This window comes from Burkholderia sp. Ac-20384 (assembly GCF_017104605.1).
GTDB lineage: Bacteria > Pseudomonadota > Gammaproteobacteria > Burkholderiales > Burkholderiaceae > Burkholderia > Burkholderia lata.
This window is the reverse complement of sequence record NZ_JAAGPE010000002.1, coordinates 73176-97457: the sequence shown is the minus strand read 5'-3', so window position 1 is coordinate 97457 and position 24282 is coordinate 73176. Positions and strand designations below refer to the sequence as shown.

At 66.2% G+C, this 24282-nt stretch carries 18 protein-coding genes; 12 read left to right on the top strand and 6 right to left on the bottom strand.

Annotated features, from left to right (window positions below; translation table 11 throughout):
* Nucleotides 1-516: 516 nt before the first annotated feature.
* From G3O00_RS01010 to G3O00_RS00985, 6 genes are all read right to left on the bottom strand, one after another.
* The gene (locus tag G3O00_RS01010) at nt 517-1500 is read right to left on the bottom strand and encodes a LysR family transcriptional regulator (RefSeq protein WP_206141725.1); all 984 of its coding nucleotides are present in this window, start codon (nt 1498-1500) and stop codon (nt 517-519) included.
* Nucleotides 1501-2042: 542 nt separating this feature from the next.
* Complete coding sequence (locus G3O00_RS01005; protein WP_011350021.1) at nt 2043-3224, bottom strand: CoA transferase; 1182 nt, start codon at nt 3222-3224, stop codon at nt 2043-2045.
* A 137-nt stretch (nt 3225-3361) separates the two neighbouring features.
* Entirely contained in the window at nt 3362-5314 is a 1953-nt protein-coding gene (locus tag G3O00_RS01000; protein ID WP_206141724.1) for an AMP-binding protein, read from the bottom strand.
* A 15-nt stretch (nt 5315-5329) separates the two neighbouring features.
* Nucleotides 5330-6535: an acetyl-CoA C-acetyltransferase gene (locus G3O00_RS00995; RefSeq protein ID WP_011350019.1), complete on the bottom strand. Its 1206-nt coding sequence runs from the start codon at nt 6533-6535 to the stop codon at nt 5330-5332.
* Between the two features lie 92 nt (nt 6536-6627).
* Nucleotides 6628-7377 (bottom strand): 3-oxoacyl-ACP reductase FabG, encoded by a 750-nt coding sequence (fabG, locus tag G3O00_RS00990; protein WP_059599745.1) that lies wholly within the window; start codon nt 7375-7377, stop codon nt 6628-6630.
* Nucleotides 7378-7401: 24 nt separating this feature from the next.
* The gene (locus G3O00_RS00985) at nt 7402-8277 is read right to left on the bottom strand and encodes a MaoC/PaaZ C-terminal domain-containing protein (RefSeq protein WP_174929218.1); all 876 of its coding nucleotides are present in this window, start codon (nt 8275-8277) and stop codon (nt 7402-7404) included.
* Nucleotides 8278-8518: 241 nt separating this feature from the next.
* Between G3O00_RS00985 and G3O00_RS00980 the strand changes: the two genes are divergently transcribed.
* The 12 genes from G3O00_RS00980 to G3O00_RS00925 all read left to right on the top strand — a co-directional run bounded on the left by G3O00_RS00980 (nt 8519) and on the right by G3O00_RS00925 (nt 23962).
* On the top strand, nt 8519-9670 hold the full coding sequence (locus G3O00_RS00980; RefSeq protein WP_206141723.1) for an acyl-CoA dehydrogenase family protein: 1152 nt from the start codon (nt 8519-8521) through the stop codon (nt 9668-9670).
* A gap of 20 nt (nt 9671-9690) precedes the next feature.
* Nucleotides 9691-9894: a hypothetical protein gene (locus tag G3O00_RS00975; RefSeq protein ID WP_206141722.1), complete on the top strand. Its 204-nt coding sequence runs from the start codon at nt 9691-9693 to the stop codon at nt 9892-9894.
* Nucleotides 9895-10208: 314 nt separating this feature from the next.
* On the top strand, nt 10209-13727 hold the full coding sequence (locus tag G3O00_RS00970) for a pyruvate carboxylase (RefSeq protein WP_206141721.1): 3519 nt from the start codon (nt 10209-10211) through the stop codon (nt 13725-13727).
* Nucleotides 13728-14302: 575 nt separating this feature from the next.
* Entirely contained in the window at nt 14303-15343 is a 1041-nt protein-coding gene (locus G3O00_RS00965) for an LLM class flavin-dependent oxidoreductase (RefSeq protein ID WP_206141720.1), read from the top strand.
* A 74-nt stretch (nt 15344-15417) separates the two neighbouring features.
* Nucleotides 15418-16110, top strand: a complete 693-nt coding sequence (locus tag G3O00_RS00960; RefSeq protein WP_206141719.1) for an energy transducer TonB — start codon at nt 15418-15420, stop codon at nt 16108-16110.
* 68 nt (nt 16111-16178) lie between these two features.
* Nucleotides 16179-17114, top strand: a complete 936-nt coding sequence (locus tag G3O00_RS00955) for a MotA/TolQ/ExbB proton channel family protein (RefSeq protein ID WP_206141718.1) — start codon at nt 16179-16181, stop codon at nt 17112-17114.
* A gap of 12 nt (nt 17115-17126) precedes the next feature.
* Complete coding sequence (locus G3O00_RS00950; RefSeq protein ID WP_206141717.1) at nt 17127-17549, top strand: biopolymer transporter ExbD; 423 nt, start codon at nt 17127-17129, stop codon at nt 17547-17549.
* Between the two features lie 12 nt (nt 17550-17561).
* Nucleotides 17562-17993 (top strand): biopolymer transporter ExbD, encoded by a 432-nt coding sequence (locus tag G3O00_RS00945; RefSeq protein ID WP_174929223.1) that lies wholly within the window; start codon nt 17562-17564, stop codon nt 17991-17993.
* A 679-nt stretch (nt 17994-18672) separates the two neighbouring features.
* Nucleotides 18673-21057 (top strand): TonB-dependent receptor, encoded by a 2385-nt coding sequence (locus G3O00_RS00940; RefSeq protein WP_346778947.1) that lies wholly within the window; start codon nt 18673-18675, stop codon nt 21055-21057.
* 67 nt (nt 21058-21124) lie between these two features.
* Nucleotides 21125-21898 carry a 2OG-Fe(II) oxygenase gene (locus G3O00_RS00935; RefSeq protein ID WP_346778946.1) on the top strand — a complete coding sequence of 258 codons (774 nt, stop codon included), beginning with the start codon at nt 21125-21127 and terminating at the stop codon, nt 21896-21898.
* Between the two features lie 2 nt (nt 21899-21900).
* On the top strand, nt 21901-22611 hold the full coding sequence (locus G3O00_RS00930) for a hypothetical protein (RefSeq protein WP_011350007.1): 711 nt from the start codon (nt 21901-21903) through the stop codon (nt 22609-22611).
* Nucleotides 22604-23962, top strand: a complete 1359-nt coding sequence (locus G3O00_RS00925; RefSeq protein ID WP_206141714.1) for an MFS transporter — start codon at nt 22604-22606, stop codon at nt 23960-23962. Before G3O00_RS00930 ends, G3O00_RS00925 begins: the two co-directional genes overlap by 8 nt.
* Nucleotides 23963-24282: the final 320 nt, after the last annotated feature.

Genomic DNA, 24282 nt, shown 5'->3' with positions numbered 1-24282 from the left:
GGCGAGCCGGGACAGCATGTAGCCGGTGTAGCCGATCGCCGCGACGACGGCGAGCGCGACGCCGCGCAGGATCAGCTTCTTGAAGGGGATCGTCATGCGCGAGCGTCCTCGGTTGTCGGCAGGCAGAGGCAGAGGCAGAGGCAGAGGCAGAGGCAGAGGCAGAGGCAGAGGCAGGCGCGGGCGTAGGCCGGTGACTGTTGCAGGTCGGTCCATCCAGCAAGGAGGCTGCATGAACAACGCAGCGGCGTCGTACGGTAGCGCGCCGGACGCGTGTCGGGCGGCGTCGATTTGCACGTGCTTGGCGCGCGCACGCCAGTATCGGAGGACATCTCACGGCGCCAACCGATGACGTACGCGCGCGTGATCGATGATTCACAGCCCGGCGTGCGCGTCGTCACGCTGAATCGAGCCGAACGGATGAATGTGGTCGACGGCCCGACGCTCTGCGGCGCTGAACGGGGGCGAGCGCGTTGCGTCGCGACTGTCAGTCGCTCAGTCGCTCAGTCGCTCAGTCGCTCACGCGCGCCGCGTCGGCGCCTTGCGACGCTTCGGCGCGGCCGGATGCGGCGCACGCTTGCCCAGATCGACGGCAAGGCGTTCGCGTTTCTCGACGAGGAAATCCATCAGTGCGCGCACTTTCGCGGGCATCTGTTCGCGCGACGGCGTGTACAGGTAGTAGCCGGGAAACGGCTTGCACCACGCGTCGAGTACGCGCACCAGCGTGCCGGCGGCCAGATGCTCGCGGAGTGCGATGTCCTGGTGCTGGATCAGGCCGACGCCCTGCAGCGCGACGCGAATCATGCCGTCGTCGTCGTTCGTCACCACGCTGCCTTTCGGCTCGACCTCGAAGGCGTGCCCCTCGATGTCGGTCGACGTGAATTCCCATCGATAGATGGCGCCGCTCGTCGTCTGGCGATAGCACAGGCAGTTGTGCGCGATCAGGTCGGCAGGCGTGGCCGGCTTGCCGTGACGCGCGAGATAGTCGGGCGAGCCGGCCACCACCATTTCGATCATCGGCGTGATCGGCACGGCGACCATGTGCTCAGCCAGGCTTTCGCCGAGACGGATCCCCGCATCGCAGCCGTCGGCGATGATGTTCGACATCCCGTCGTTCATCACGAGTTCCACCCGAAGCAGCGGATAGCGCGCCATGAATTCGCCGAGGTACGGCTCGATCAGCGTTCTGGCGGCGACCCGGGACGTGTTGACGCGCAGCAGCCCCGACGGCGCGTGCCGGACTTCATGCAGGCTGCTGATCGCCTGCTCGATCGAGCCGAACGCCGGCCGCAGCGTGTCGTACAGCCGTTGCCCGTCCTCGGTGAGCGACATGTCGCGCGTCGTCCGGTACAGCAGCTTCACGTTCAACTGCTGCTCGAGCGCCTTCAGGTTCTGCGACAGCGCCGCGCGCGACACGCCCATCTCGGCGGCGGCGCGGGTGAAGCTGAGATGGTGGGCGATATGCACGAACCATGCGAGGGAAGGGAGCTGGGACGGGTCCATGGTTCGATTGTCAAGTTTGTCTTACGACGGTAGCGCTGATTGTACTTGTCGGGCGGCTAAATCGATCGGGTAGCGGGCGTGCAGCGGTGGCGGCCGGTGACGGTCGTGCGAGACGGCCGGGATCGACTTGGTGATTGCGAGGAACGGTCTCTTGCCGCCGGGCCGTGGCGCGATACGGAGCGGGAAGTGGGGGAAGCTGCGGGTGAAAGCAGCGTGATGCGGCGGGAGTATGCGGCGAGAGAATGCGGCTAGAGAATGCGGCTAGAGAATGCGGCTAGAGAATGCGGCTAGAGAATGCGGCTAGAGAATGCGGCTAGAGAATGCGGCTAGAGAATGCGGCTAGAGAATGCGGCTAGAGAATGCGGCGACGGTAAGCAGAGCGAAGAAGCAGGGGACAAAAGCAGCAAGAAAACCGGCAAAGGCACGCACGCCGGACGGCTCTTCATCACAGCCAGTCCGGCAGCGAGCCGGCGCGTAACGTCCAGCGCGCACGCAACGTCAACACCAACACCAGGGGCGCGGGCCGCCACGCGCCGCCAAGCTCAAACGATCTTCCGCGCCCTCAAATCGGCAACCGTCCCCGCATCGAGACCAATCCCCGCCAGGATTTCATCCGTGTGCTCACCGGTCAGCGGCGGCCGCGTATGGATTTCCGGCGGCGTGCGCGACAGCGTCACCGGCGTCGCGAAGATCGGCACCTGCTTCGGCGCACCGGGGTAGTCCATCCAGCGGATCACGTCGGCGGCCTTGACGGTTTCGTCCTCCAGCGCCTGGCGCGGCGAGTTGACCGGGCTGGCCGGGATGCGCGCCTTCTCGAGATCGGCCAGCGCGTCGGCCAGCGTCTTGTCCGCGCACCATGCGCTCATGATGTCGCTCAGGAATTCGCCGTGCTCGCCGCGCAGCGTATCGTCCGCGAAGCGCGGATCGTCGAGCAGTTCCGGCCGGCCCACGAGCTGGGTCCACCGCTTGAACATCGGGCGGCCGATGACCTGCGTGATGAACCAGCCGTCGGCGGCCTTGAAGATGTCGGACGGCGCATAGCCGGACGCGCGGTTCAGTGTCGCGTGACGATCGAGGCCGAGCAGCGCTTCCTCGATCAGCGCGCCGCTGGCCATGTTCAGGCCCGTACACAGCAGCGATGCGCTGACTTCCTGGCCCATGCCGCTGCGCTGGCGTTCGTAGAGCGCCAGCATGACGCCGAGCGCGCAGGAAAACGCGGTCGCGAAGTCGACTACCGGCACCATCGCCTTCTGCGGCCGGTCGGGCGTGCCCGCGATGTGCACGGCGCCGCTCAGCGCCTGGCCCACGCCGTCGAAGCCCACGCGGTCGCGCACCGCCTCGCTGTTGCCGAACGCATTGGACGCGACCAGGATCACGTCGGGCTTGATCGCGCACAGGCTGGCGTAATCGAGGCCCAGGCTCTTGAGCGTGCGCGGCGGCATGTTGGCGATCACCACGTCGGCATCGGCGACGAGCTTGCGCACGATCTCGCGCCCCTCCGGGCTGTCGAGATCGAGCGTCATCGAGCGCTTGTTGCGGTTGACCTGCAGGAACAGCGCGCCTTCGCCGTGTTCGGTGACGGGCACGATGAAGCGATCCTCGCCGCCGCCGACGCGGTCGATGCGGATGACGTCGGCGCCGTAGTCGGCGAGCAGCGCCGAGCAGAACGGCCCGGCGATGAAGCGGCCGAAATCGAGGACCTTGATGCCTTCGAGTACTTTCATGTTTCGTTTGCGGTTAAGTCGGCCGCCTGGCCGATCGGGGATCGGTCAGGCGGCCATGCCGGTTGCGCTTCATGCGAGTGCACGCATCGCATGGCTCGATCCGGTGCGGGGCGGCCCGGGGCCGGACGTCGCGCGGGTCAGGAGACGGTCGAGGCCGCGCGCACTTCGTCGAGCGCGGCGGGATTGTCCAGCGACGACAGGTCGCCCGGCGGCTGCCCGCAATACACGCTGCGGATCACGCGCCGCATGATCTTGGAGCTGCGCGTCTTCGGCAGTTGCGCGACCACGTGCACGCGGCCGGGCCGGAACGGGCGGCCCAGCCGCTTGTCGACGTGACCGGACACGAGCGTTTCCAGTTCGGCAACCGCGACAGCCGTGCCGGGCTTGGGCACGATGAAGACCACCAGTTTCTGGCCCTTGTCGGCATCCGCCACGCCGATCGCGGCTGCTTCGGCCACGTCGTGCAGCTCCAGCACGACTTCCTCGACCTCGGCCGGCCCGAGCCGCTTGCCGGCGACCTTCAGCGTGTCGTCCGAGCGGCCCATCATGAAGTAGTTGCCGTCGGGCGTGCGCAGCGCGAGATCGCCATGCACCCAGATGCCCGGAATGGTCTGCCAGTAGGTTTCCAGGTAGCGCTCGTCGTCGCGCCAGAACGAATGCGTCATGCCGACGAACGGCGCGCGGATCGCCAGCTCGCCGACTTCGCCGGTCACGCTCTGGCCGTCGGCGTTCACGACGTCGGCGGCCACGCCAGGCGACACGGTGTTGAAGCCGCTCGGCGGAATCGGCCGGATCGGCACGCTCGCGAGCAGCGCGCCCGATGCCTCGGTGCCGCCCGTGTAGTTGATGACGGGCGCCGTGCCGTCGCCGAAGCGTTGCAGGAACCAGTTGAAATGCTCGGGCGCGATGCCTTCGCCGGCCGTGATCAGCAGCCGCACCGTGGAGCGGTCGCCCGCGAGCGCCAGTGCCTCGTGGCTCGCCATCCCGCGGATCAGCGTGGGCGCCGAGCCGAAGTGCGTGACGCGGTGGCGTTCGACCACGCGCGACATGCGCGACCAGTCGGGGTAGTCGGGCGCGCCGTCGTAGCACACCAGCGTCGCGCCGCGCAGCAGCGCGCAGCCGAGCACCAGCGTGCCGGCGATCCAGCCCATGTCCGACGGCCAGCAATAGACGTCGCCCGGTTGCACGTCGAAGTGGATCAGCGAATCGTGTGCGATCTTGATCGGGAAGCTGCCGTGCGTATGCACGACGCCCTTGGGCTTGCCCGTGGTGCCCGACGTGTAGATCACCATGAACGGCGTGTCCGGCGTGACCGACACGGCGGCGCTGCGTTGCCCGGGTGCGGCGGCCGCGGTTTCCTGCCAGTCGAGGTCGCGTGCGTCCTGCGCGGTGTCGCCTTCGCCGCGCTTCCAGATCACGTGTTCGAGCAGCGGCAACTGGCGCCATGCGTCGCGCAGCGCGCCTTGCACGTCCACGCGCTTGGTGCGGCGCGAGAAGCCGGTGGAGGCAATCACCATCCGCGCTTCGGCGGCGGACAGGCGGGCCACGATCGCGTCGACGCCGAAGCCGCTGAACAGCGGCACGACCAGCGCGCCGAGGTGCACGATGGCCAGCAGCGAGACGGTGGCCTCGACGCCGTTTTCCATCAGCAGGCCGATGCGGTCGCCCTGCTTGACGCCGTGACGCGCGAGCCCCGCGGCGAAATCCTGCACGCGCTGCTCCAGTTCCGCGAAGGTCAGCGTGCTGACGCTGCCGTCCTCGCGTTCGGCCACCACGGCTTTTTGCTGCGCCGTGGCGGGATGACGTGCCCACGCGTAGATCGTGTTGACCCAGTTGAGCTTGCCGCCGGGGAACCAGCTCGGAAACTGCGCGCCGCGCGACAGGTCGACATAGCCGGTCGGCGGCACGTCCCACGCGATCGCGCATTCGCGCATCACGGTGTCCCAGTAGCGTTCGGGCTCGGCGATCGATACGCGCATCAGTTCGTCATACGACGGCACGTCCAGCGCGCGCATCAGCTTCACGATGCCGGCGTTCTGCAGCTCGCGCTGGCCCGGTTGCCAGGTCTGGCCGGATTCAGGGTGGCTCATGGTTGGTCTCCTGCCTTATGCGCGTTCGACGATCATCGCGATGCCCTGGCCGCCGCCGATGCACATCGTTTCCAGGCCGTAGCGGGCCTGGCGGCGCTGCATTTCATGCAGCAGCGTGGTCATGATGCGCCCGCCCGTCGCGCCCACCGGGTGGCCCAGCGAAATGCCCGAGCCGTTCACGTTGAGCTTGTCTTCCAGCGCCGCCATCGAGCTGCCCCAGCCCTTCACGCAGGCCAGCGCCTGGCACGCGAACGCTTCGTTCAGCTCGATCAGGTCCATCTGGTCGAACGTGAGGCCGGTGCGCGCCAGCACCTTCTGCACGGCTGGCACGGGGCCGATGCCCATGCGTGCCGGGTCGCACCCGGCGGCCGCCCAGCCGACCAGCCAGCCGATCGGCGTGAGGCCCAGCTCGTCGAGCTTGTCCTCGGCGACGATCAGGCATGCGGCTGCTGCGTCGTTCTGCTGGCACGCGTTGCCGGCCGTGACGACGCCGTCCTTCATGATCGTGCGCAGCTTCGCGAGGCTTTCCAGCGTGGTTTCGCCGCGCACGCCTTCGTCCTGTTTGACGATCAGCGCATCGCCTTTGCGCTGCGGCACGGCGACGGGGACGATCTCCGCGTCGAAATAGCCCGCCTGCTGCGCCGCGGCGGCACGCTGGTGGCTGCGGGCGGCGAAGCGGTCGGACGCTTCGCGCGTGATGTCGTATTCGCGTGCCAGCGTCTCGGCCGTCTCGATCATGCCGCTGATGCGGCCGAAGCGGCTTTCCGGCTGCGAGCGCTCGCGGCCGCGGTCGAGCCGGTCGTGCATCGTGACCGAGCCCGCGCGCTTGCCCCAGCGCATGTCGGTGGTATAGAACTCGACGTTGCTCATGCTTTCGACGCCGCCGGCCATCACCACGTCGGCCGCGCCGGTCTGCACCATCATCGCCGCGGTGGCCAGCGCCTGCACGCCGCCGCCGCAGCGGCGGTCGAGCTGCATGCCGGCTACTTCGATCGGGAAGCCGGCCTGCAGCGCGACCCAGCGCCCGGTGCACGGCGTCTCGCCGCTTGCGTAGCTTTGCGCGAACACGACGTCGTCGATGCGCGCAGGGTCCAGCCCGGTGCGCTCCACGACGGCACGCGCGACGGTGGCGCCGAGTTCCTCGACGGGGATGCCCTTCAACGCGCCGCCGAACGCACCGACGGGGGTGCGCAGCGGGGAGACGATGGCTGCTCGTTTCATCTGGGTTGCCTCTTGAATGTCATGAATGTTCCGCCGCCATCGCGCGTCTGTCACGCGCTGGCCGCTCGGGTTCGTGGTCTGCCGTCGCGCGATCAGCCGTAGCGTCCGCCCGTGACGTGCAGCACTTCGCCGCTGATGAAGCCGGCGCGCTCGCTGGCCAGGAACGCCACCGCGTCGGCGATGTCGTCCGGACGGCCGACGCGCTTGATCGGCTGCGCCGCCACCGCGCGCTCCTTGATCGTTTCGTAGGTCGGCAGCGCCTGCACCATTTCCGTTTCCATGAAGCCGGGCGCCACGCAGTTCGCGGTGATCCCGTAGCGGCCTTCCTCCATCGACAGCGCCTTGGCCATGCCGATCAGGCCGGCCTTCGCGGCCGAGTAGTTGGCCTGCGTCGGGTTGCCCAGGTGCGCGCGCGAGCTGATGTTGATCAGGCGGCCCCAGCCCTGCTCGATGAAGTGCGGCATGACGGCCCGCGCGGCCAGGAACGCGCCCTTGAGCATCACGTTCATCACGAAATCCCAGTCGTCCGCGCTCATCTTCACCAGGTACTTGTCGCGCGGCGCGCCGGCGTTGTTCACCAGGATGTGCACGCCGCCGAAATGCGCGACGGTTTCATCGACGAGGCGCTGCACGTCGGCTTCCTTGGTGATGTCGCCCACGATGCAGTGCGCGGCCAGCCCTTCGTCCTGCAGCGCCTTCGCGGTGGCCTGCGCCAGTTCCGCGTTGATGTCGGTGATGACGACGCTCGCGCCTTCCTGCGCGAGCCGGCGTGCCGTGGCGGCGCCCAGGCCGCGTGCCGAGCCGGTGACGATGGCGACTTTGCCGGTCAAACCCAGATCCATGTGTGTCTCCTGAAGAATTGCGATTCAGCGCAGGTCGACCCGCGCGTTGGTCAATACCACCACGTTGCGCTCCACAGCCGTGACGCGCAGCGAAACCGTCTTGTCGCGCACCCACATCTCGGTGCGCAACGTGTCGCCGGGCCACGCCGGCGCGGTGAAGCGCACGCGCATGCCCGCGAAGCGCGTGTTGTCGTAGTCGAGCACCGTGCGCAGCACCGCATGCGCGGCCACGCCCATCAGCGCCATGCCGTGCAGGATCGGCCGCGGAAAACCCGCCGCGGACGCCACTACGGGATCGGCGTGCAGCGGATTCAGGTCGCCGCTCAGGCGATAGATCAGCGCCAGCTGCGCGGGCGTGGTCAGTTCGCACACGTGGTCGGGCGTGCCGTCGGGCATCGCGTGCGGTGTCGGCAGCGGGTCGGTGCTGCCGCCGTCGCCGAAGCCGCCGTCGCCGCGCAACAGGCTCAGCTGCACCACGGTCGCAAGCAGGCGGCCGGTGTCGGCATCGGCGATGTCGCGCGTCTGCTGCAGGAACGCGCCCTTGTTTTCCCCCTTGTCCCACAGGCCGGTGATGCGCGTCGTGCCCGTGATGCGGCCGCTCGGCGGCAGCGGCGCGTGAATCCGGATTTCCTGTTCGGCATGCAGGAGCTTTTGCCAGGTGATGCCCGTGTCCGGTTCGCGCGCCCAGAACCCCGGGTACGCGAGCACGTTCGCCATCGTCGGCAGCGCGCGCAGCGACTCGCCTTCCTTGCCTTCGTAGACGTAGCGCAATTGCCCGGCGTCGAGCGGGTCGGCGCCGAGCCCGAGGCCGAGCGCATAAAGCTGGGTATCGCGCAGCGAGTACGCATGCTCGATGGGCGGAAAGCGGCGGGACAGCAGGTGATCGGGCTGGAGCGGCATGGCGAATGGCGTGGCAGTTGATTCGAGTCCCTACGATGGAACCGTGCCGATCACCGGTCAACGCATCCGTGGAGTTTGTTCCGTACCTTGGCAGATGCCCGGCCGCCCGGGTCGCCGGTTCCAGTCCCCGCCTAGCCAGCGCGATTTCAATCTACGGAACGTTTTCGGCGACGTGATTGTTTCGGGCCGGCGCTCGGCGCAGCATTTCGACGTTTTCTCCACCTTTTTCAGGCGTACCGACATGATTCGCGATCAAGAAACGCTCAACGGCCTGCTCGACTCCATTGCCCGCTTCGTGCGCGAGCGTCTCGTACCCAACGAGGAGCAGGTAGCCGAAACCGATGAAATTCCCGAGGACATCGTCGCCGACATGAAGGCGATGGGCCTGTTCGGCCTCACCATTCCCGAACGCTTCGGCGGGCTGGAGCTGACGATGGAGGAAGAGGTGCTCGCGGTGTTCGAGCTGTGCCAGGCCTCGCCGGTGTTTCGCTCGCTGCTGGGCACGACCGTGGGCATCGGCTCGCAGGGCATCCTGTTCGACGGCACGCCCGAGCAGCAGGAACGCTACCTGCCGCGCCTCGCGACCGGCGAGCTGATCGCGTCGTTCGCGCTGACCGAGCCGGAGTCCGGCTCCGACGCGGCGTCGCTGCGCACCACGGCCATCCGGGACGGCGACGACTACGTGGTCAACGGCACCAAGCGCTTCATCACGAACGCACCGCATGCCGGCATCTTCACGTTGATGGCGCGCACCAACCCGGAGGACAAGGGCTCGAGCGGCATCTCGGCATTCATCGTCGATGCGAAGACGCCGGGCATCAGCTTCGGCAAGCGCGACAAGAAAATGGGGCAGAAGGGCGCGCATACCTGCGACGTGATCTTCGACAACGTGCGCGTGCCGGCCGCCAACCTGATCGGCGGGAAAGAGGGCCAGGGTTTCAAGACGGCGATGAAGGTGCTCGACAAGGGGCGCATCCACATCGCGGCCGTCTGCGTGGCCGTGGCCGAGCGCATGCTGTCGATGGCGTTGTCGTATGCGATGGAGCGCAAGCAGTTCGGCAAGCCCATCGCCGATTTCCAGCTCGTGCAGGCGATGCTCGCCGACAGCAAGGCCGAAATCTATGCGGCGCGCTGCATGGTGGTGGACGCCGCGCGCCGGCGCGACGCGAAGCTGCCGGTGAGCACCGAGGCGTCGTGCGCGAAGCTGTTCGCGTCCGAGATGTGCGGGCGCGTGGCCGATCGCGCGGTGCAGATTTTCGGCGGCGCGGGGTACATGGCCGAATACGGCATCGAGCGCTTCTATCGCGACGTGCGCCTGTTCCGCATCTACGAAGGCACGACCCAGATCCAGCAACTGGTGATCGCCCGCAACATGATCCGCGACGCGCAATGATGCGCCGGGGAGCTGATGCGGTGAGCGGCTTCGGAACGGGCACCGGCTCGCGGCGGTGCGGTGCATCCGTCGCACCGGACGGCCATGCGGTCGACGCACGACAAGCGCCGCTGGCGTCGGGTGCGCAGGGCACGCGGCGCGTGGACGTGAACTGGGCCTGGGCGACCGGCAGTGCCCACTACGACTGGATGGATCACGCGCCGCTGTTCGATCATCGCGACTGATCCGCATCGGGCGCGCTTCGGGCCCTTTATTCACCCTACGTTTCGCCGCCCGGTTCGTCGCTCGATTTGCCGCACTCCGGCCGAGCGCCGGCCGGCGGTCCTGCGCGCCCGCGTGCCGGCTCGCGACCGGTCGTCTGAATACCATTCGCCGTCGCGATGCCGATTGCGGCTGCCGGAAAGTGTGGCAACAATGCAGGTGGCCGCAAGCGGGCCCGATGCAAAGCGAACGCCGGCGCGCTCCGCGCACCGACCGGCAACTTGATCTGGCGGCGGATGGATCGCGTCGACAGGTTTCATTCAACCTTCAACGATTCATGGCTGCCGTGACTCCAACCCCCATCCAGTCCATCCTGATCGCGAACCGCTCGGAAATCTCGATTCGCGTGATGCGTGCCGCCGCCGAGCTGAACATCCGCACGGTGGCGATCTATTCGAAGGAAGACCGCCTGGCGCTGCATCGTTTCAAGGCGGACGAGAGCTACCTGATCGGCGAAGGCAAGAAGCCGCTGGCTGCGTATCTCGACATCGACGACATCCTGCGCGTCGCACGGCAAGCCAATGTCGATGCGATCCACCCCGGCTACGGCTTCCTGTCCGAGAACCCCGAATTCGCGCAGGCCGTGATCGATGCGGGCATCCGCTGGATCGGCCCGTCGCCCGACGTGATGCGCACGCTCGGCAACAAGGTCGCCGCGCGCAACGCGGCGATCGCCGCCGGCGTGCCGGTGATGCCCGCGACCGCGCCGCTACCCGACGATCTCGCCGCCTGCAAGGCGCTGGCTGAAGAAGTCGGCTATCCGCTGATGCTGAAGGCGAGCTGGGGCGGCGGCGGGCGCGGGATGCGCGTGCTAGAGAACGAGCGCGACCTGGAAACGTTGTTGCCCATCGCGCGACGTGAGGCGCTGGCCGCGTTCGGCAACGACGAGGTGTATGTCGAGAAGCTCGTGCGCAATGCGCGCCACGTCGAGGTGCAGGTACTCGGCGATACGCACGGCACCGTCGTGCATTTGTACGAGCGCGACTGCACGGTGCAGCGGCGCAACCAGAAGGTAGTCGAACGCGCACCGGCGCCGTATCTCGATCACGATGGCCGGCACGCGCTGTGTGAATCCGCGCTGCGCCTGATGCGCGCCGTTGGCTATACGCATGCGGGCACCGTCGAGTTCCTGATGGATGCCGACACCGGCCAGTTCTACTTCATCGAGGTGAACCCGCGTATCCAGGTCGAACACACGGTGACCGAGATGATCACCGGGATCGACATCGTGAAGGCGCAGATCCGCATCACGGAAGGCGGGCGGATCGGTCTTTCCGACGATGTCGTTGATGGCGCCGGCACGCTTGTCGAACGCGCGGCCGGCGTGCCGGAGCAACACGCGATTCCGCTGAACGGCAACGCGCTGCAATGCCGGATCACGACCGAGGATCCGGAGAACGACTTCCTGCCCGATTACGGGCGGCTCACCGCCTATCGCAGCGCGGCCGGCTTCGGCGTGCGGCTCGATGCGGGCACGGCCTACGGCGGCGCGGTGATCACGCCGTACTACGACTCGCTGCTCGTGAAGGTGACGACGTGGGCACCGACGGCGGCCGAATCGATTCACCGGATGGATCGCGCGCTGCGCGAGTTCCGGATTCGCGGCGTCACGTCGAACCTGCAGTTCCTCGAGAACGTGATCAACCATCCGGCCTTCATCGCGGGCGAGGTGACGACGCGCTTCATCGACAGGACCCCTGAACTGCTTGAATTCGCGAAGCGCGGCGACCGCGCGACGAAGCTGCTGCGCTATCTCGGCGAGCTGAACGTGAACGGCAACGCGGAGATGAGCGGCCGCACGCTGCCGGCGCTGCCGCTGCAGAAGCCGGTGCTACCGAAGATCGATACGACGGCGGCGATCCCGGCCGGCACGCGCGATCGTCTGCGCGAGCTTGGGCCGGAGAAGTTCTCGCAGTGGATGCTCGACCAGAAGCAGGTGCTGCTGACCGACACGACGATGCGCGATGCGCACCAGTCGCTGTTCGCGACGCGCATGCGCACGGCCGACATGCTGCCGATCGCGCCGTTCTACGCACGCGAGCTGTCGCAGCTGTTCTCGCTCGAATGCTGGGGCGGCGCGACCTTCGACGTCGCGCTGCGGTTCCTGAAGGAAGACCCGTGGGAGCGGCTCGCGCTGCTGCGCGAACGCGTGCCGAACATCCTGTTCCAGATGCTGCTGCGCGGCTCGAACGCGGTCGGCTATACGAACTACGCGGACAACGTCGTGCGCTTCTTCGTGCAGCAGGCCGCGAGCGCGGGCGTCGACGTGTTCCGCGTATTCGATTCGCTGAACTGGGTGCGCAACATGCGCGTGGCGATCGACGCGGTGGGCGAGAGCGGGATGCTGTGTGAAGGCGCGATCTGCTACACCGGCGACCTGTTCGACACGTCGCGCGCGAAGTACGACCTCAAGTACTACGTCGGCATCGCGCGCGAACTGCAGAAGGCTGGCGTGCACGTGCTCGGCATCAAGGACATGGCCGGCATCTGCCGTCCGCAGGCCGTCGCGACGCTCGTGAAGGCGCTGAAGGAGGAAACCGGGCTGCCCGTGCATTTCCACACGCACGACACGAGCGGCATCGCCGCGGCGTCGGTGCTCGCGGCCGTCGAAGCGGGCTGCGATGCGGTGGACGGCGCGCTCGACGCGATGAGCGGGCTCACGTCGCAGCCGAACCTGTCGAGCATCGCGGCGGCGCTGGCCGGTAGCGTGCGCGACCCCGGCCTCAATGCCGATCGCCTGCACGAAGCATCGATGTACTGGGAAGGCGTGCGCCGCTACTACGCGCCGTTCGAGTCGGAGATCCGCGCGGGCACGGCCGACGTCTATCGCCACGAGATGCCCGGCGGCCAGTACACGAACCTGCGCGAGCAGGCGCGCTCGCTCGGCATCGATCATCGCTGGACCGAGGTGTCGCGTGCGTATGCGGACGTGAACCGGCTGTTCGGCGACATCGTGAAGGTCACGCCGACGTCGAAGGTGGTCGGCGACCTGGCGCTGATGATGGTCGCGAACGATCTTGCCGTGGACGACGTGCGCAATCCCGACAAGGACATCGCATTCCCCGAGTCGGTCGTGTCGCTGTTCAAGGGCGAGCTGGGCTTCCCGCCGGACGGCTTCCCGGCGGCGCTGTCGCGCAAGGTGCTCAAGGGCGAGCCGCCGGCGCCGTATCGCCCGGGCGACCAGATTCCGCCGGTCGATCTCGACGCGGCGCGCGGGCAGGCCGAGGCCGCCTGCGAGCAGTCGCTCGACGATCGGCAACTGGCGTCGTACCTGATGTATCCGAAGCAGACGATCGACTACTACGCGCACGTTCGCGCGTACAGCGACACGTCCGTGGTGCCGACGCCCGCGTTCCTGTACGGGCTGCAGCCGCAGGAGGAGGTGGCGATCGACATCTCGCCGGGCAAGACGCTGCTCGTGTCGCTGCAAGGCCAGCACGCGGACGCGCAGGACGGCATCGTGAAGGTGCAGTTCGAGCTGAACGGGCAGTCACGCACGGCGCTCGTCGAGCAGAAGACGGTGGTGCAGGCGGGCAAGGAGCGTCACGGGCTGCAGCGCGCCGAGCCGGGCAATGCGCTGCACGTGGCCGCGCCGATGCCGGGCTCGGTGGTGACGGTGGCGGTGCAGCCGGGGCAGCGCGTGACGGCCGGCACGACGCTGATCGCGCTCGAGGCGATGAAGATGGAAACGCACATCGCGGCGGAGCGCGATTGCGAAATCGCGGCCGTGCACGTGAAGCCCGGCGACCGGGTTGCGGCGAAGGATCTGTTGATCGAGTTGAAGGGAGGGGACTGAAGTTGGCTGGCGACATCACGACCGCGGCTGATCCCGTGCAAGCGTGCCTGCGACGCAGCACGGCGCGTTGACGCATACCTGACAGGCAGGGGCGCGGTGCCGGCACGCAGCGACAGGTGCCGTGAGTCGTGATCGGTTCCTTTCTCTCAAGCCAGGTGGTAACGGCTCCCGCGTGGAGCCGTTACCACGCTTGCGCAGCAGCACATCATTTCTCGAGCAGGCGATGAAGTTGAAAGCGGCAATCGACCTGCCCGCCACGTCGAACCCGTCCGTCGCGGGTTTCCGTACTGTCGCTTCCTTTCCGTGATCGGATGCGCATCGAATCGTCCCGCAGCAATCGCGAATTCCATTATTGATGCGCGCGCTATCTGTCTCGATGCGCGCGTCATATCCATAGAAGAAATGACCGCAACGCGGCAGTCGCACGTTCTCCATAATCGAAGACTCGTGTGAAGTTGTCTGTCCCTTCCACGCTTCCTCACGACAGCTTGAATCCGATGTGCTCGGCCATTCGCGAGGCCGAGCCCGATGTCTCATTGCCTTTCGATTTTCGACCGATTGCGAAGGATACGAAAGTGAGCAACGTACGCATTGATCAGATTGCCTTCCTGGCAACGGGAAATTACGCCGGCGAAGATGCGGCGGCGGGATTCGAGCGGACGCTCGAGCTGTTTCATGCCGGCGAGGCGCTCGGCTACGACGGGGCCTGGATACGGCAACGCCATCTCGAGCGCGCCGTCTCGTCGGCCACCACGTTTCTTGCGGCGGCGAGCCAGCGCACGACCCGGATCGGCCTGGGCGCGGCGGTCATCCAGATGGGATACGAGAATCCGTTCCGGCTGGCCGAGGACCTCGCCACCGTCGACGTGCTCTCGCGCGGACGGCTCCAGGTCGGACTCAGCGCGGGTGCGCCGATTCACGGCGCGCTGCTGGGCGAACGCCTGTTCGACACCGATCCGGAGCGGGTCGACTTCTCGCATGCGCGCCTGGCCCGGCTGCGCCGCAATCTCGCCGGCGACTGGCTCGGCGACGAAGACACCTTCGTGGAATCGGCCGCCGGCCGGGTCCGGCCACGCGTGAGCCCCTTTGCGCCCGGTCTGACGGGGCGGCTCTGGTACGGCGGAGGGTCCAGGCGGTCGGCCGAATGGGCCGCCCGGAACGGCTTCAACCTGCTGATCGCCAACGTGACCGCAGGCGAGGGCACCGACAGCCATATCGACGCCCAGTTGCGGCAACTGGCGCTGTATCGCGACCATTGGCATGAGGCCCACGCACCGCGTATCTCGCTGGGGCGCGTGATCGTCCCGACCGACGGTGCGAGCGCGAAAGAGCGCGAACGCTATCGCGCGTTCGCCGACGCGCGTCATGCTCGCACGCTGGCACCGCAGGGCGAGCGACGCACGCTGTACGCGCCGGATCTCGTCGGCACCTCGGACGAAATCCTGGAGCGGCTGCTGGCCGATCCGGTGGTCGAGCAGGTGCGGGAACTGCGCGTTGAACTGCCCTACGACCTGCCGTTCGAGAATTATCTGCAGATTCTCGACGATGTCATGACGCGGATCGCTCCGGCACTCGGCTGGCGTCCCGCCGATCAGCGCGAACCGGTTGCGGCCTGACCGGCGGTGCACCTGCGGACCGGCGGACGCGAAACCCGCGCCGGACGCCTGATCTCATTGACCCTGGACTGAACATGACGACCGCCTCTCCCTCCCGACTCGCGGCAATCGGCCGTCCGCGCGAGTTCGGCAAAAGACAGACCCACCCCGTGCGCCGCTTCGGCGGCATCGCGATCGCCATCGCGCTGCATCTCGTCCTGATATGGGCGCTCGTGAACGGCCTGGCGACCCGGGTCGTCGAGATCGTCCAGCAGCCGATCGAGGCCCGCATCATCGTCCCGGTGAAGCCGCCGCCGCCCCCGCCGCCGAAGCCGGTCGAAAAGGTCGTGTCGAAGCCGCGGGTGACCGCGCCGCCGCCGCCGTTCGTGCCGCCGCCCGAGGTGCGCGTGCAGGCCCCGCCGCCCGCCACCATCACGCATCAGGACGCGCCGGCCCCGACCGCACCCGTCCATGAAGCCCCGCCCGCACCCGCACCCGTACCGGTTGCCAAGCCGGTGAACCGCGAGATTGGTGTGGTCTGCCCGAATTCGGACGAGGTTCGCGCGTCGATCGCCTATCCGCCGGAGGCGCAGGACAACAACATCACGGGTGACGTGACCGTCGAATTCACGGTCGACCCGGACGGCCGCGTCACGAACCTGCGGGTCGCGCAGCCGGCGGATCCGATACTCAATCGTGCCGCGCTGAATGCGGTCAAGCGCTTCAACTGTATCGCCCAGGGGCAATCCGTGCGTGTGCGGGTACCGTTTTCCTTCAACCTGAACTGAGGCGGGACAGGCAGGGCGGCGGACGCCGCCTGCTTTCCGAATCGATCGATCATGTCTATGGAGTCCTTATGAAAAAGCATTTTCGGGCCGCACTGGCGGCAGGTCTGTTGATTGCCGCCGGCGTGGGCGGCGCGCTGGTCGCCCCGCCATCGGTGCTGGCACAGGAGACGACGGCGACATCGGTCCGAGTCGCATCCGGTGCATCGCCGATCGCGGCGGCGCCGGCTGCTTCGAATGGATCGGAACGCCCGGTGCCGCCACCCGAACCCGCGACGTCGGCAACCGTCGAGAACCCGTACGGCCTGGGGGCCCTGTGGGCAAACGGCGACTTCGTGGCCCGCTTCGTGCTGGCGCTGCTCGTGGTCATGTCGCTCGGCAGCTGGTACGTGATGGTCACCAAGTTCATCGAGCAGGCGCGGGCGAACAGCCGGGCGAAGTCGGCCGACGAACAGGTCTGGAATGCGCCGACGCTGGCCGAAGGCACGGCCCAGCTCGACGATGCGTCGCCGTTTCGCTTCATCGCCGAGAACGCGATCGAAGCGGGAGAGCACCACGACTCGGCGCTGCTCGATTCGGTCGACCGCAACACCTGGATCGAGCTGAACATCGAGCGTTCGATCACCAACGTCTCGAACCGCTTGCAAGACGGCCTCGCGTTTCTGGGCACGGTGGGGTCCACCGCGCCGTTCGTCGGGCTGTTCGGGACGGTGTGGGGCATCTATCACGCGCTGACGGCGATCGGCATCGCGGGCCAGGCGTCGATCGACAAGGTCGCGGGGCCGGTGGGCGAAGCGCTGATCATGACCGCGATCGGTCTGGCGGTGGCCGTGCCGGCCGTGCTCGGCTACAACTTCCTCGTGCGCCGCAACAAGTCCGTGATGGAACGTGTGCGCAACTTCGGCGCGCAACTGCATACGGTATTGCTCGCGGGCGGCAGACGGGCCGCGGGCCGCATCGCGCCGGCGGCGGCACCGTCGCCGCAGGCGCTGGCCGTTCAATCCTGAGCGGAGTCGGCCATGGCCATCAGCGTTGGCGGTGACGATAACGACGAGGTGATCTCGGCGATCAACACGACGCCGCTCGTGGACGTGATGCTGGTGTTGCTGATCATCTTCCTGATCACGATCCCGGTGGTGACGCACACGATCCAGGTGCAGTTGCCGGCGGAGCGGATACAGCCGCTGCAGACCCAACCGAAAAGCATCGAGATCGCCGTGAACCGGCAGGGCGATCTCTTCTGGGGAACCGAGCATGTGAACCTTCAGGCGCTGGTGTCGCGCCTGAAGGAGATTTCGGCACAGACGCCGCAACCGGACGTGCACGTACGCGGCGATCAGGCGACGCCGTATCGGTACATCGGCCAGGTCGTCACCGCATGCGAGCGGGCCGGGGTCGTCAAGATCGCCTTCATCACGGAGCCGCCCGCACGCGGGGGCTAGGGAGTTCGAACGATGGGTATGAACGTGGGCGCCGGACGGAGCAACGACGATCCGGACGTGATGGTGGACATCAACACCACGCCGTTGATCGACGTCATGCTGGTGCTGCTGATCATGTTGATCATCACGATCCCGATCCAGATGCACTCGGTGAAGATGAACCTGCCGGTGGGGAACCCGCCGCCCCCGCCGCATCCGCCCCAGGTGGTGCAGATCGACATCGGCGCGGACGGATCGGTCAACTGGAACGGTTCGCGCGTGAACGGGCCGGCCGGGCTGGGGGCGAAGTTCCGCGAAATCGCGGCCGAAGCCGACCAGGACGAGATCCGGCTGCGGCCGGACCAGGCGGCGCCTTACCGCGCGGTGGCCGAGGTGCTGGCGTCGGCACAGCGCGAAGGCGCGACGAAGATCGGCCTGATCGGCAACGAGCAATACATGCAGTGAACGATCCGAAATAAAAACTCGACGGATGGAATCGTATCCCGCCGGGTCGCACGAGACTGCCGTTTCAGCCGGACACGCTGGCTTCCACGCGGGATAGCGGAATCGTGATCGCGAGGCGATCGAGATGCTCGCTCATCGAGATCCGGAGGAGGGGATCTCGATGCGGCAGCGGTCTCGCCATCGCTCCCGATTGAACACCCGGCGCGCGCCCCATCGACAGAAACGACTCGACGCCGCCCAAGGCCTCGAGCCTGCAACCATTCCGCCATCGCAATGATGTCGGTATTGCCGCGATCGTTTCCGCCGCAGTGATTCAGACAGGCAATGCGCAGCACGTCGAGCGAAATCGACATTTCACAAATATGCGCATATTCGCTTCAATTATTCAATTCAGCCATTTCATACGAGCGTCGGTCTGACTGACGTCATTTCTCTTCGGCACACAATCGCGACATTATCGAAGCCATTGCGTAATCACATGCAAGGCCGGTGTCGGGCATTTAAATTGGTAAATGAAAATATGCATTTGTTATTTAACAAAATGTTTCACCGGGAGGATGATGCGTCACGCACTGAAATCAAAACAAACGAGAAGCGTGACGCGAGAATGAAATGACACCTTGCGGCTCGCTGAAATGAGGGCCTTGCAGTGGTTTATCAGAGAAACGACAATGCGCGCGTGACGTATCCCCGTCGCCGCTCGCTGGCGCTGGCCGCCTATTGGATTACCGCCGGCGGCGCCGCGTGGGCGCAGGGCAGTACGCCAAACCCGACGCCCGCCGGCGGTGCCCAGGACGTCGTCGTGACCGTCCAGGACGTCGTCGTCACGACCGGTACGCGTGAAAGCGCACGGAAAGTGCGCGATGCCGCTGCCCCGGTGGAAGTGATCGGCGGCGACGCGCTGCGGCGCACCGGGCAGGGCAACCTGCGCGACGCGCTCGTCCAGCTCTCGCCATCGATCGCGCGCCAGGCGATGCGCGGCGATGCGGGCAACCTGACCAGCGCGCTGACATTGCACGGGCTGAGCCCCGATTACGTGCTCGTGCTCGTGAACGGCAAGCGCCGCCATTCGACCGCGAATGTGTCGCTGAACCGCGGGCCGCAGCAAGGCTCGACCGGGGTCGACGTCGACCTGATTCCGGTCGCGGCGATCGATCACGTCGAGATTCTCCGCGACGGCGCATCCGCGCAATACGGCTCGGATGCGATTGCCGGCGTGATCAACGTCATCCTCAAGTCGGACTACAAGGGCGGTGAGCTGTCAAACACCACCGGCCAGACCTATCAAGGCGACGGTCTCGCGCAGAACAATGCGGCCAACATCGGGCTGCGGCTCGGCGATGCGGGTTATCTCGACCTGAGCGCTGAATACAACCGGCAGAATCATACGGTGCGAACCGGCGCCGATCCGCGAACCGGCCAGAACGACAACCTGATTCTCGGGTCGCCGGCCAGCACGCGGGAGTCGGTCGCATTCAACGCAGGCTACCTGCTCGAAGGCGGCGCGAAGCTGTACGGCTTCGGCACGTATGCGCACCGGAACGGCAGCAGCTACCAGAACTACCGGTTGCCGTCGGTGCTGCCGACCCTCTATCCGAACGGCTTCACCCCGCAGGAAACGCTCAACGAAAACGACTTCTCGTTGACCGCGGGCGTGAAGGGCGACCGGCTGCTCGGCTGGGCATGGGATATCAGCTCGACCTACGGCCGCGACAACATCGGCATCGGGATGGTCAATTCGGCGAACACGAGCCTGTTCACCGCGACCGGATCGACGCCGACCGGCTTTCGCCTGTCGACCTTCACGAGCACGCAGTGGACCAACAACCTGGACCTGACGCGCGCATTCCACCTGCCGTTGCTGCCCGCGCCGCTCAACGTGTCGGTCGGCGTCGAGCATCGCCACGAAAGCTATACGGTCGGCGAGGGCGATCCGGCATCGACCTATGGCGCGGGTAGCCAGGCATTGCCGGGCCTGTCGCCGCTCAGTGCGCTGTCGAAATCGCGCGAGGTGCTCGGCACCTACATCGATCTCGCGACCCGGCCTGCGCCGAACTGGCAGGTGGATCTCGCGGGGCGCTTCGAGCATTACAACGATGTCGGCAGTACCGCCAACGGCAAGGTCTCGACGCGCTACGACATCACGCCGCGCATCGCGGTGCGCGGCAGCGTCGGCACCGGCTTTCGTGCGCCGTCGCTCGCGCAGCAATACTTCACGAACCTGAACATCTCGCCGCTTTCCGCATACGGGCAGCTGGCACCGAACTCGCAGGCCGCACGCAACCTCGGCGCGACGCCGCTCAAACCGGAGAAGTCGACCAACTTCGATATCGGGCTCGTGCTCAACCCGCTGCCGAACCTGAACGTGACGATCGATGCGTACCAGATCAACATCCGCGACCGGATCGTGCAGGGCGGCACCTATAGCGGACAGTCCGCGATCGATGCACTGACGCAGGCCGGCATCACGTTGCCGGCGGGCTTGCCGTCCGTGACGGCGAACTATTTCACGAACGGCGTGAACACGCGCACGCGCGGCGTCGACATCCTGGCCACGTATCACAGCAACTTCGCGAGGTGGGGTTCCGTCGACTGGGATCTCGGCATCAACTTCAACACGACGAGCGTGACGAGCGTGGGCCGCGACACCAACGGCAACACGCTGCTCAACGCGCAGCAGGTCGGCTACATCACGTCGTCGACGCCGAAGAACAAGATCATCGTCGGCGGCACCTGGCACCGTGACAAATGGGCACTCAGCCTGCATGAAACGCGTTACGGCACGACCTCCGGCGAAGAGAGCTACTGGAGCGGCCCGAATGCCTATTCGACGACGCGCTTCGCCCATTTCACGAACGCGGCGAGGTACGTCACCGACGTCGAGCTCCGTTATGCGATGACGCGCAAGTTCGAAATCGCGGTGGGCGCGAACAACCTGTTCAACGTGTACCCGAGCAAGCTGCCGGCGGAGAACCAGTTCCTCGGCACGCAGTACGACATCGTGTCATCGCCGATCGGCATCAACGGCGGGTTCTATTACCTGCGCGCCCGTTACCTGCTCTGATGCGCGCGGCTCCTTCACTCCTTCAAACCATCACGCCATGAACCGACCGGCAGAGGTTGACCATGCAGTGATCGACGTCGACGAAGCGTCGCTGTCCGCCGATCACATTCTCGATTTGTGCAAAGGCACTGCGCTCGCGATACGCATTCGTGCGTTCACGCCGCCGGCGGTCATCCGGCGAGCGGAGGCGGGACTGTTTTCCCATCCCGAACGGGGGGCGCTTGGCCATGCCGTCGAATTTACCCGGCTCGGCATCGCGTACGCGGAGGTGCGATCCGACGAGGTCAGGCAGGCCTACCACCGGCATGCACGCGCCAATATCGAGCGCGTTCGCACGCTGTTCGGCGAGCTGGCGTCGCCGGTCGACCGGTTCCGCACCTTGCTCGACGACGCGTGGCCCGAAGGGGCGAGGCTGCTGAGCGTCGACGGGCGCAAGTGCTTCGTCGGCGTGTGCCGTTACCTGACACCCGGCGTGGATCTCGAGCCGCACATCGACAACCTGGAATGGACGCTGCCGGCCGGCACCGGTTGGACGCTGCAGTATCAACTGTCGGCCAACCTCTATCTGCAGGTGCCTCCGCACGGCGGCGAGCTGGAACTCTGGCGCATCGCGCCCGATTCTCGCGAATACGACACGCTCAAGGGCGATCGCCACTACGGGATCGGCCGCGAGCAGGTGGGTGCGCCCGACCTCGTGATCAAGCCGGAGGCGGGCGACCTGATCTTCCTGAATCCGCGTTTCATTCACGCGGTTCGCCCTGTCCGGGGCACCGACCGAGTCACGTTGAGTGCCTTCGTCGGCATCCGATCCGTAACCGAACCCTTAGTTTACTGGAGCTGACCATGTACAAGGTTTCATTGCAGGCACAAGGAAAATTTCAGGCGCACGAGTACGTCGGCAAAACGGCACTGCTGCTGATCAGTGTCGGCAAGGAATATCACGAAGGCGAAAAACTGGCGGCGACGGTCGACAAGATCAACGTGGCGGGATTCGGGCAATGCGTGATCGGCGTGGCCGATACGTTGCAGCGCCACAACTACGTGACCGGCTCCGCGCACAGCAACTATCAGAAAAGCCGCGACCGCGGCGACGCGTGGCTCCGGGACCACAGCGACACCCTCGCGAAACTGTCGATGCGGCGCGAGATCCTGCGATGGGATGACCTGCTGCGCCGCGACGACTACTCGCAGTATTACCATCTGATCACGAACGAGTACTACTCGAATCACGAATACCGGCACGCGATCAATGACACCATCGGCGTGTTTGCCGAGAGAAACGGGCTCGTGCAAGGCACGCCTGAACACGAGGCCGCATTCTATCGCTCGCTCTTCTACATTCTCGAGGAATGCCCGATCATCATGCCGATGTGGGCGCAGGACGGCGTCGATTTCATCATCTACCCGAAGCAGATGACCGCCGCGATGAGCAAGACCCGCGAGATTTTCGTGCAGCAGGGAAGCGATACCCGCGCCAACTGGCTGGCGGTCAAGTTCAAGAAAAAGTCGCAGTCGAATTCAGAAGAAGACACCGAGGCACTGGCGCATGAGTAATTCATCGAGCAAGGTACGGAAATACGTCGGGCTGACCGGCATCTGTATCGCGAGCTTCCTGGGATGTATCGATCTCACGGTCGTCAACACGATCCTTCCGGCGATCGGCCGCGATTTTTCGATCCCGATCCAGACGACGCAATGGATCACGTCCATCTTCATGGTCGCGCTATCCGCATTCATGGTGCCGGTGGCGACACTCGCAGACAACCTGGGCCGCAAGAAGCTGCTGATCATCGGCCTCGTGATCTTCGGCGCGGCGTCGTTGTTCGCGGGCCTCGCGCATCAGTTCTGGCTGCTGGTGGCGTTCCGCTTCCTGCAGGGCATCGGTTGCGCGATCCTCTACACGGTATCGGGGGCGATCGTCAGCTATACGTTCGACGAGAGCGAGCAGGGCAAGGCGCTGGGGATCCTGTTCGGCGCCAACGGCGTCGGGCTCGCGCTCGGCCCGATCATCGGCGGCCTGTTCGCCGGCGCACTCGACTGGCACGACGCGTTCCTGATCAACATTCCGTTCATCGTGATCAGCCTGGCACTCTGTGCATGGGCGATACCGGAGTTCAAGGCGCAGGCGCGCAAGCGCATCGACGTGACGGGATGCCTGTTGCTGGTCGTCGGCCTGACCACGCTCGTCAGCTATCTGTCGATCGACGGTGGCCGGTTCACGCTCGGGCTGCTGCCGGTGTCGCTCGTGGCCCTGGCGCTGTTCGTCTGGCACGAGTTGCGCACACGCGATCCGATCGTCGAGTTTCATTTCTTCCGCGAACCGAGGTTCCTGTCCGCGCTGCTCGCGACGTTCTTTCTCGCGTTCTTCTACTGCATCGTGCTGCTCACGCTGCCGATCTTCTTTTCGACCCAGCTCCACAAGAGCGACATCACCATCGGGCTGTTCCTGCTGCCGGCGACCATCACGTTCTCCATCGCGTCGTCCTGGATCGGTGGCCGCAGCGAACGGCTCGGCCCGTCGCGGGTGATCGTGACCGGCCTGGCGCTGTTCGTCGTCGCGTCGATCCTGCTGTCGGTCGCCGCGCGACAGCCCGATGCAAGCTGGTTCATCGTTCCGCTGCTGCTGTTCGGTATCGGATGGGGCGCGATACTCGGGCCCTCGACCCTGGTGGCGCTGGGCGCGCTCCCTCGCGAAAAGGCAGCCGTGGCGATGGGGACGTCGTGGACGGTGCACAACGTGGGTGGCGCGAGCGGCATTGCGTTCGCCATTTTCCTGATGCGGCACGTCGACGATTTCCGGCAGGGCTACCAGACGCTGATGCTGGCGCTCGCGGCCATCATCCTCGCTGCCGGTGCGCTGTACCACCTCCTGTCGCGCGAGTCGGTCGCGGTAGTCATCGACTGACCGGCCGTCGGGCACGCGGCTCGCGAGTGACCACGCGAGCAGGCCCGGATCCAATGCGGGCGGGTGTCCGGGCGGTTGCCGGACACCCGTCCCGTTGCTCGACAGGTGCGCGACCCGGATCGAGCGATCACGCATGCCTGCGCATGCGGGCTTTCCGAACGGCTTCGACCTGATGCGACCGGCGCTGCGGATGCAGCGCCCATGTCACCCGCATTGCCTGGCATTGGGCAAGGCGCCCGCAACGTGGCCGGCGGAATCTCGAGTCAGGACGATTCGCATCGTTCTTATCAATTCGGATATCTAAATAGAGTCCGTTCCAC

Excerpts from the sequence above, each read along its gene's own strand:
- G3O00_RS01010 (WP_206141725.1), bottom strand. The coding sequence starts at position 1,500 with ATGGACCCGTCCCAGCTCCCTTCCCTCGCATGGTTCGTGCATATCGCC.
- G3O00_RS01005 (WP_011350021.1), bottom strand. The coding sequence starts at position 3,224 with ATGAAAGTACTCGAAGGCATCAAGGTCCTCGATTTCGGCCGCTTCATC.
- G3O00_RS01000 (WP_206141724.1), bottom strand. The coding sequence starts at position 5,314 with ATGAGCCACCCTGAATCCGGCCAGACCTGGCAACCGGGCCAGCGCGAG.
- G3O00_RS00995 (WP_011350019.1), bottom strand. The coding sequence starts at position 6,535 with ATGAAACGAGCAGCCATCGTCTCCCCGCTGCGCACCCCCGTCGGTGCG.
- fabG (WP_059599745.1), bottom strand. The coding sequence starts at position 7,377 with ATGGATCTGGGTTTGACCGGCAAAGTCGCCATCGTCACCGGCTCGGCA.
- G3O00_RS00985 (WP_174929218.1), bottom strand. The coding sequence starts at position 8,277 with ATGCCGCTCCAGCCCGATCACCTGCTGTCCCGCCGCTTTCCGCCCATC.
- G3O00_RS00980 (WP_206141723.1), top strand. The coding sequence starts at position 8,519 with ATGATTCGCGATCAAGAAACGCTCAACGGCCTGCTCGACTCCATTGCC.
- G3O00_RS00970 (WP_206141721.1), top strand. The coding sequence starts at position 10,209 with ATGGCTGCCGTGACTCCAACCCCCATCCAGTCCATCCTGATCGCGAAC.
- G3O00_RS00960 (WP_206141719.1), top strand. The coding sequence starts at position 15,418 with ATGACGACCGCCTCTCCCTCCCGACTCGCGGCAATCGGCCGTCCGCGC.
- G3O00_RS00955 (WP_206141718.1), top strand. The coding sequence starts at position 16,179 with ATGAAAAAGCATTTTCGGGCCGCACTGGCGGCAGGTCTGTTGATTGCC.
- G3O00_RS00950 (WP_206141717.1), top strand. The coding sequence starts at position 17,127 with ATGGCCATCAGCGTTGGCGGTGACGATAACGACGAGGTGATCTCGGCG.
- G3O00_RS00945 (WP_174929223.1), top strand. The coding sequence starts at position 17,562 with ATGGGTATGAACGTGGGCGCCGGACGGAGCAACGACGATCCGGACGTG.
- G3O00_RS00930 (WP_011350007.1), top strand. The coding sequence starts at position 21,901 with ATGTACAAGGTTTCATTGCAGGCACAAGGAAAATTTCAGGCGCACGAG.
- G3O00_RS00925 (WP_206141714.1), top strand. The coding sequence starts at position 22,604 with ATGAGTAATTCATCGAGCAAGGTACGGAAATACGTCGGGCTGACCGGC.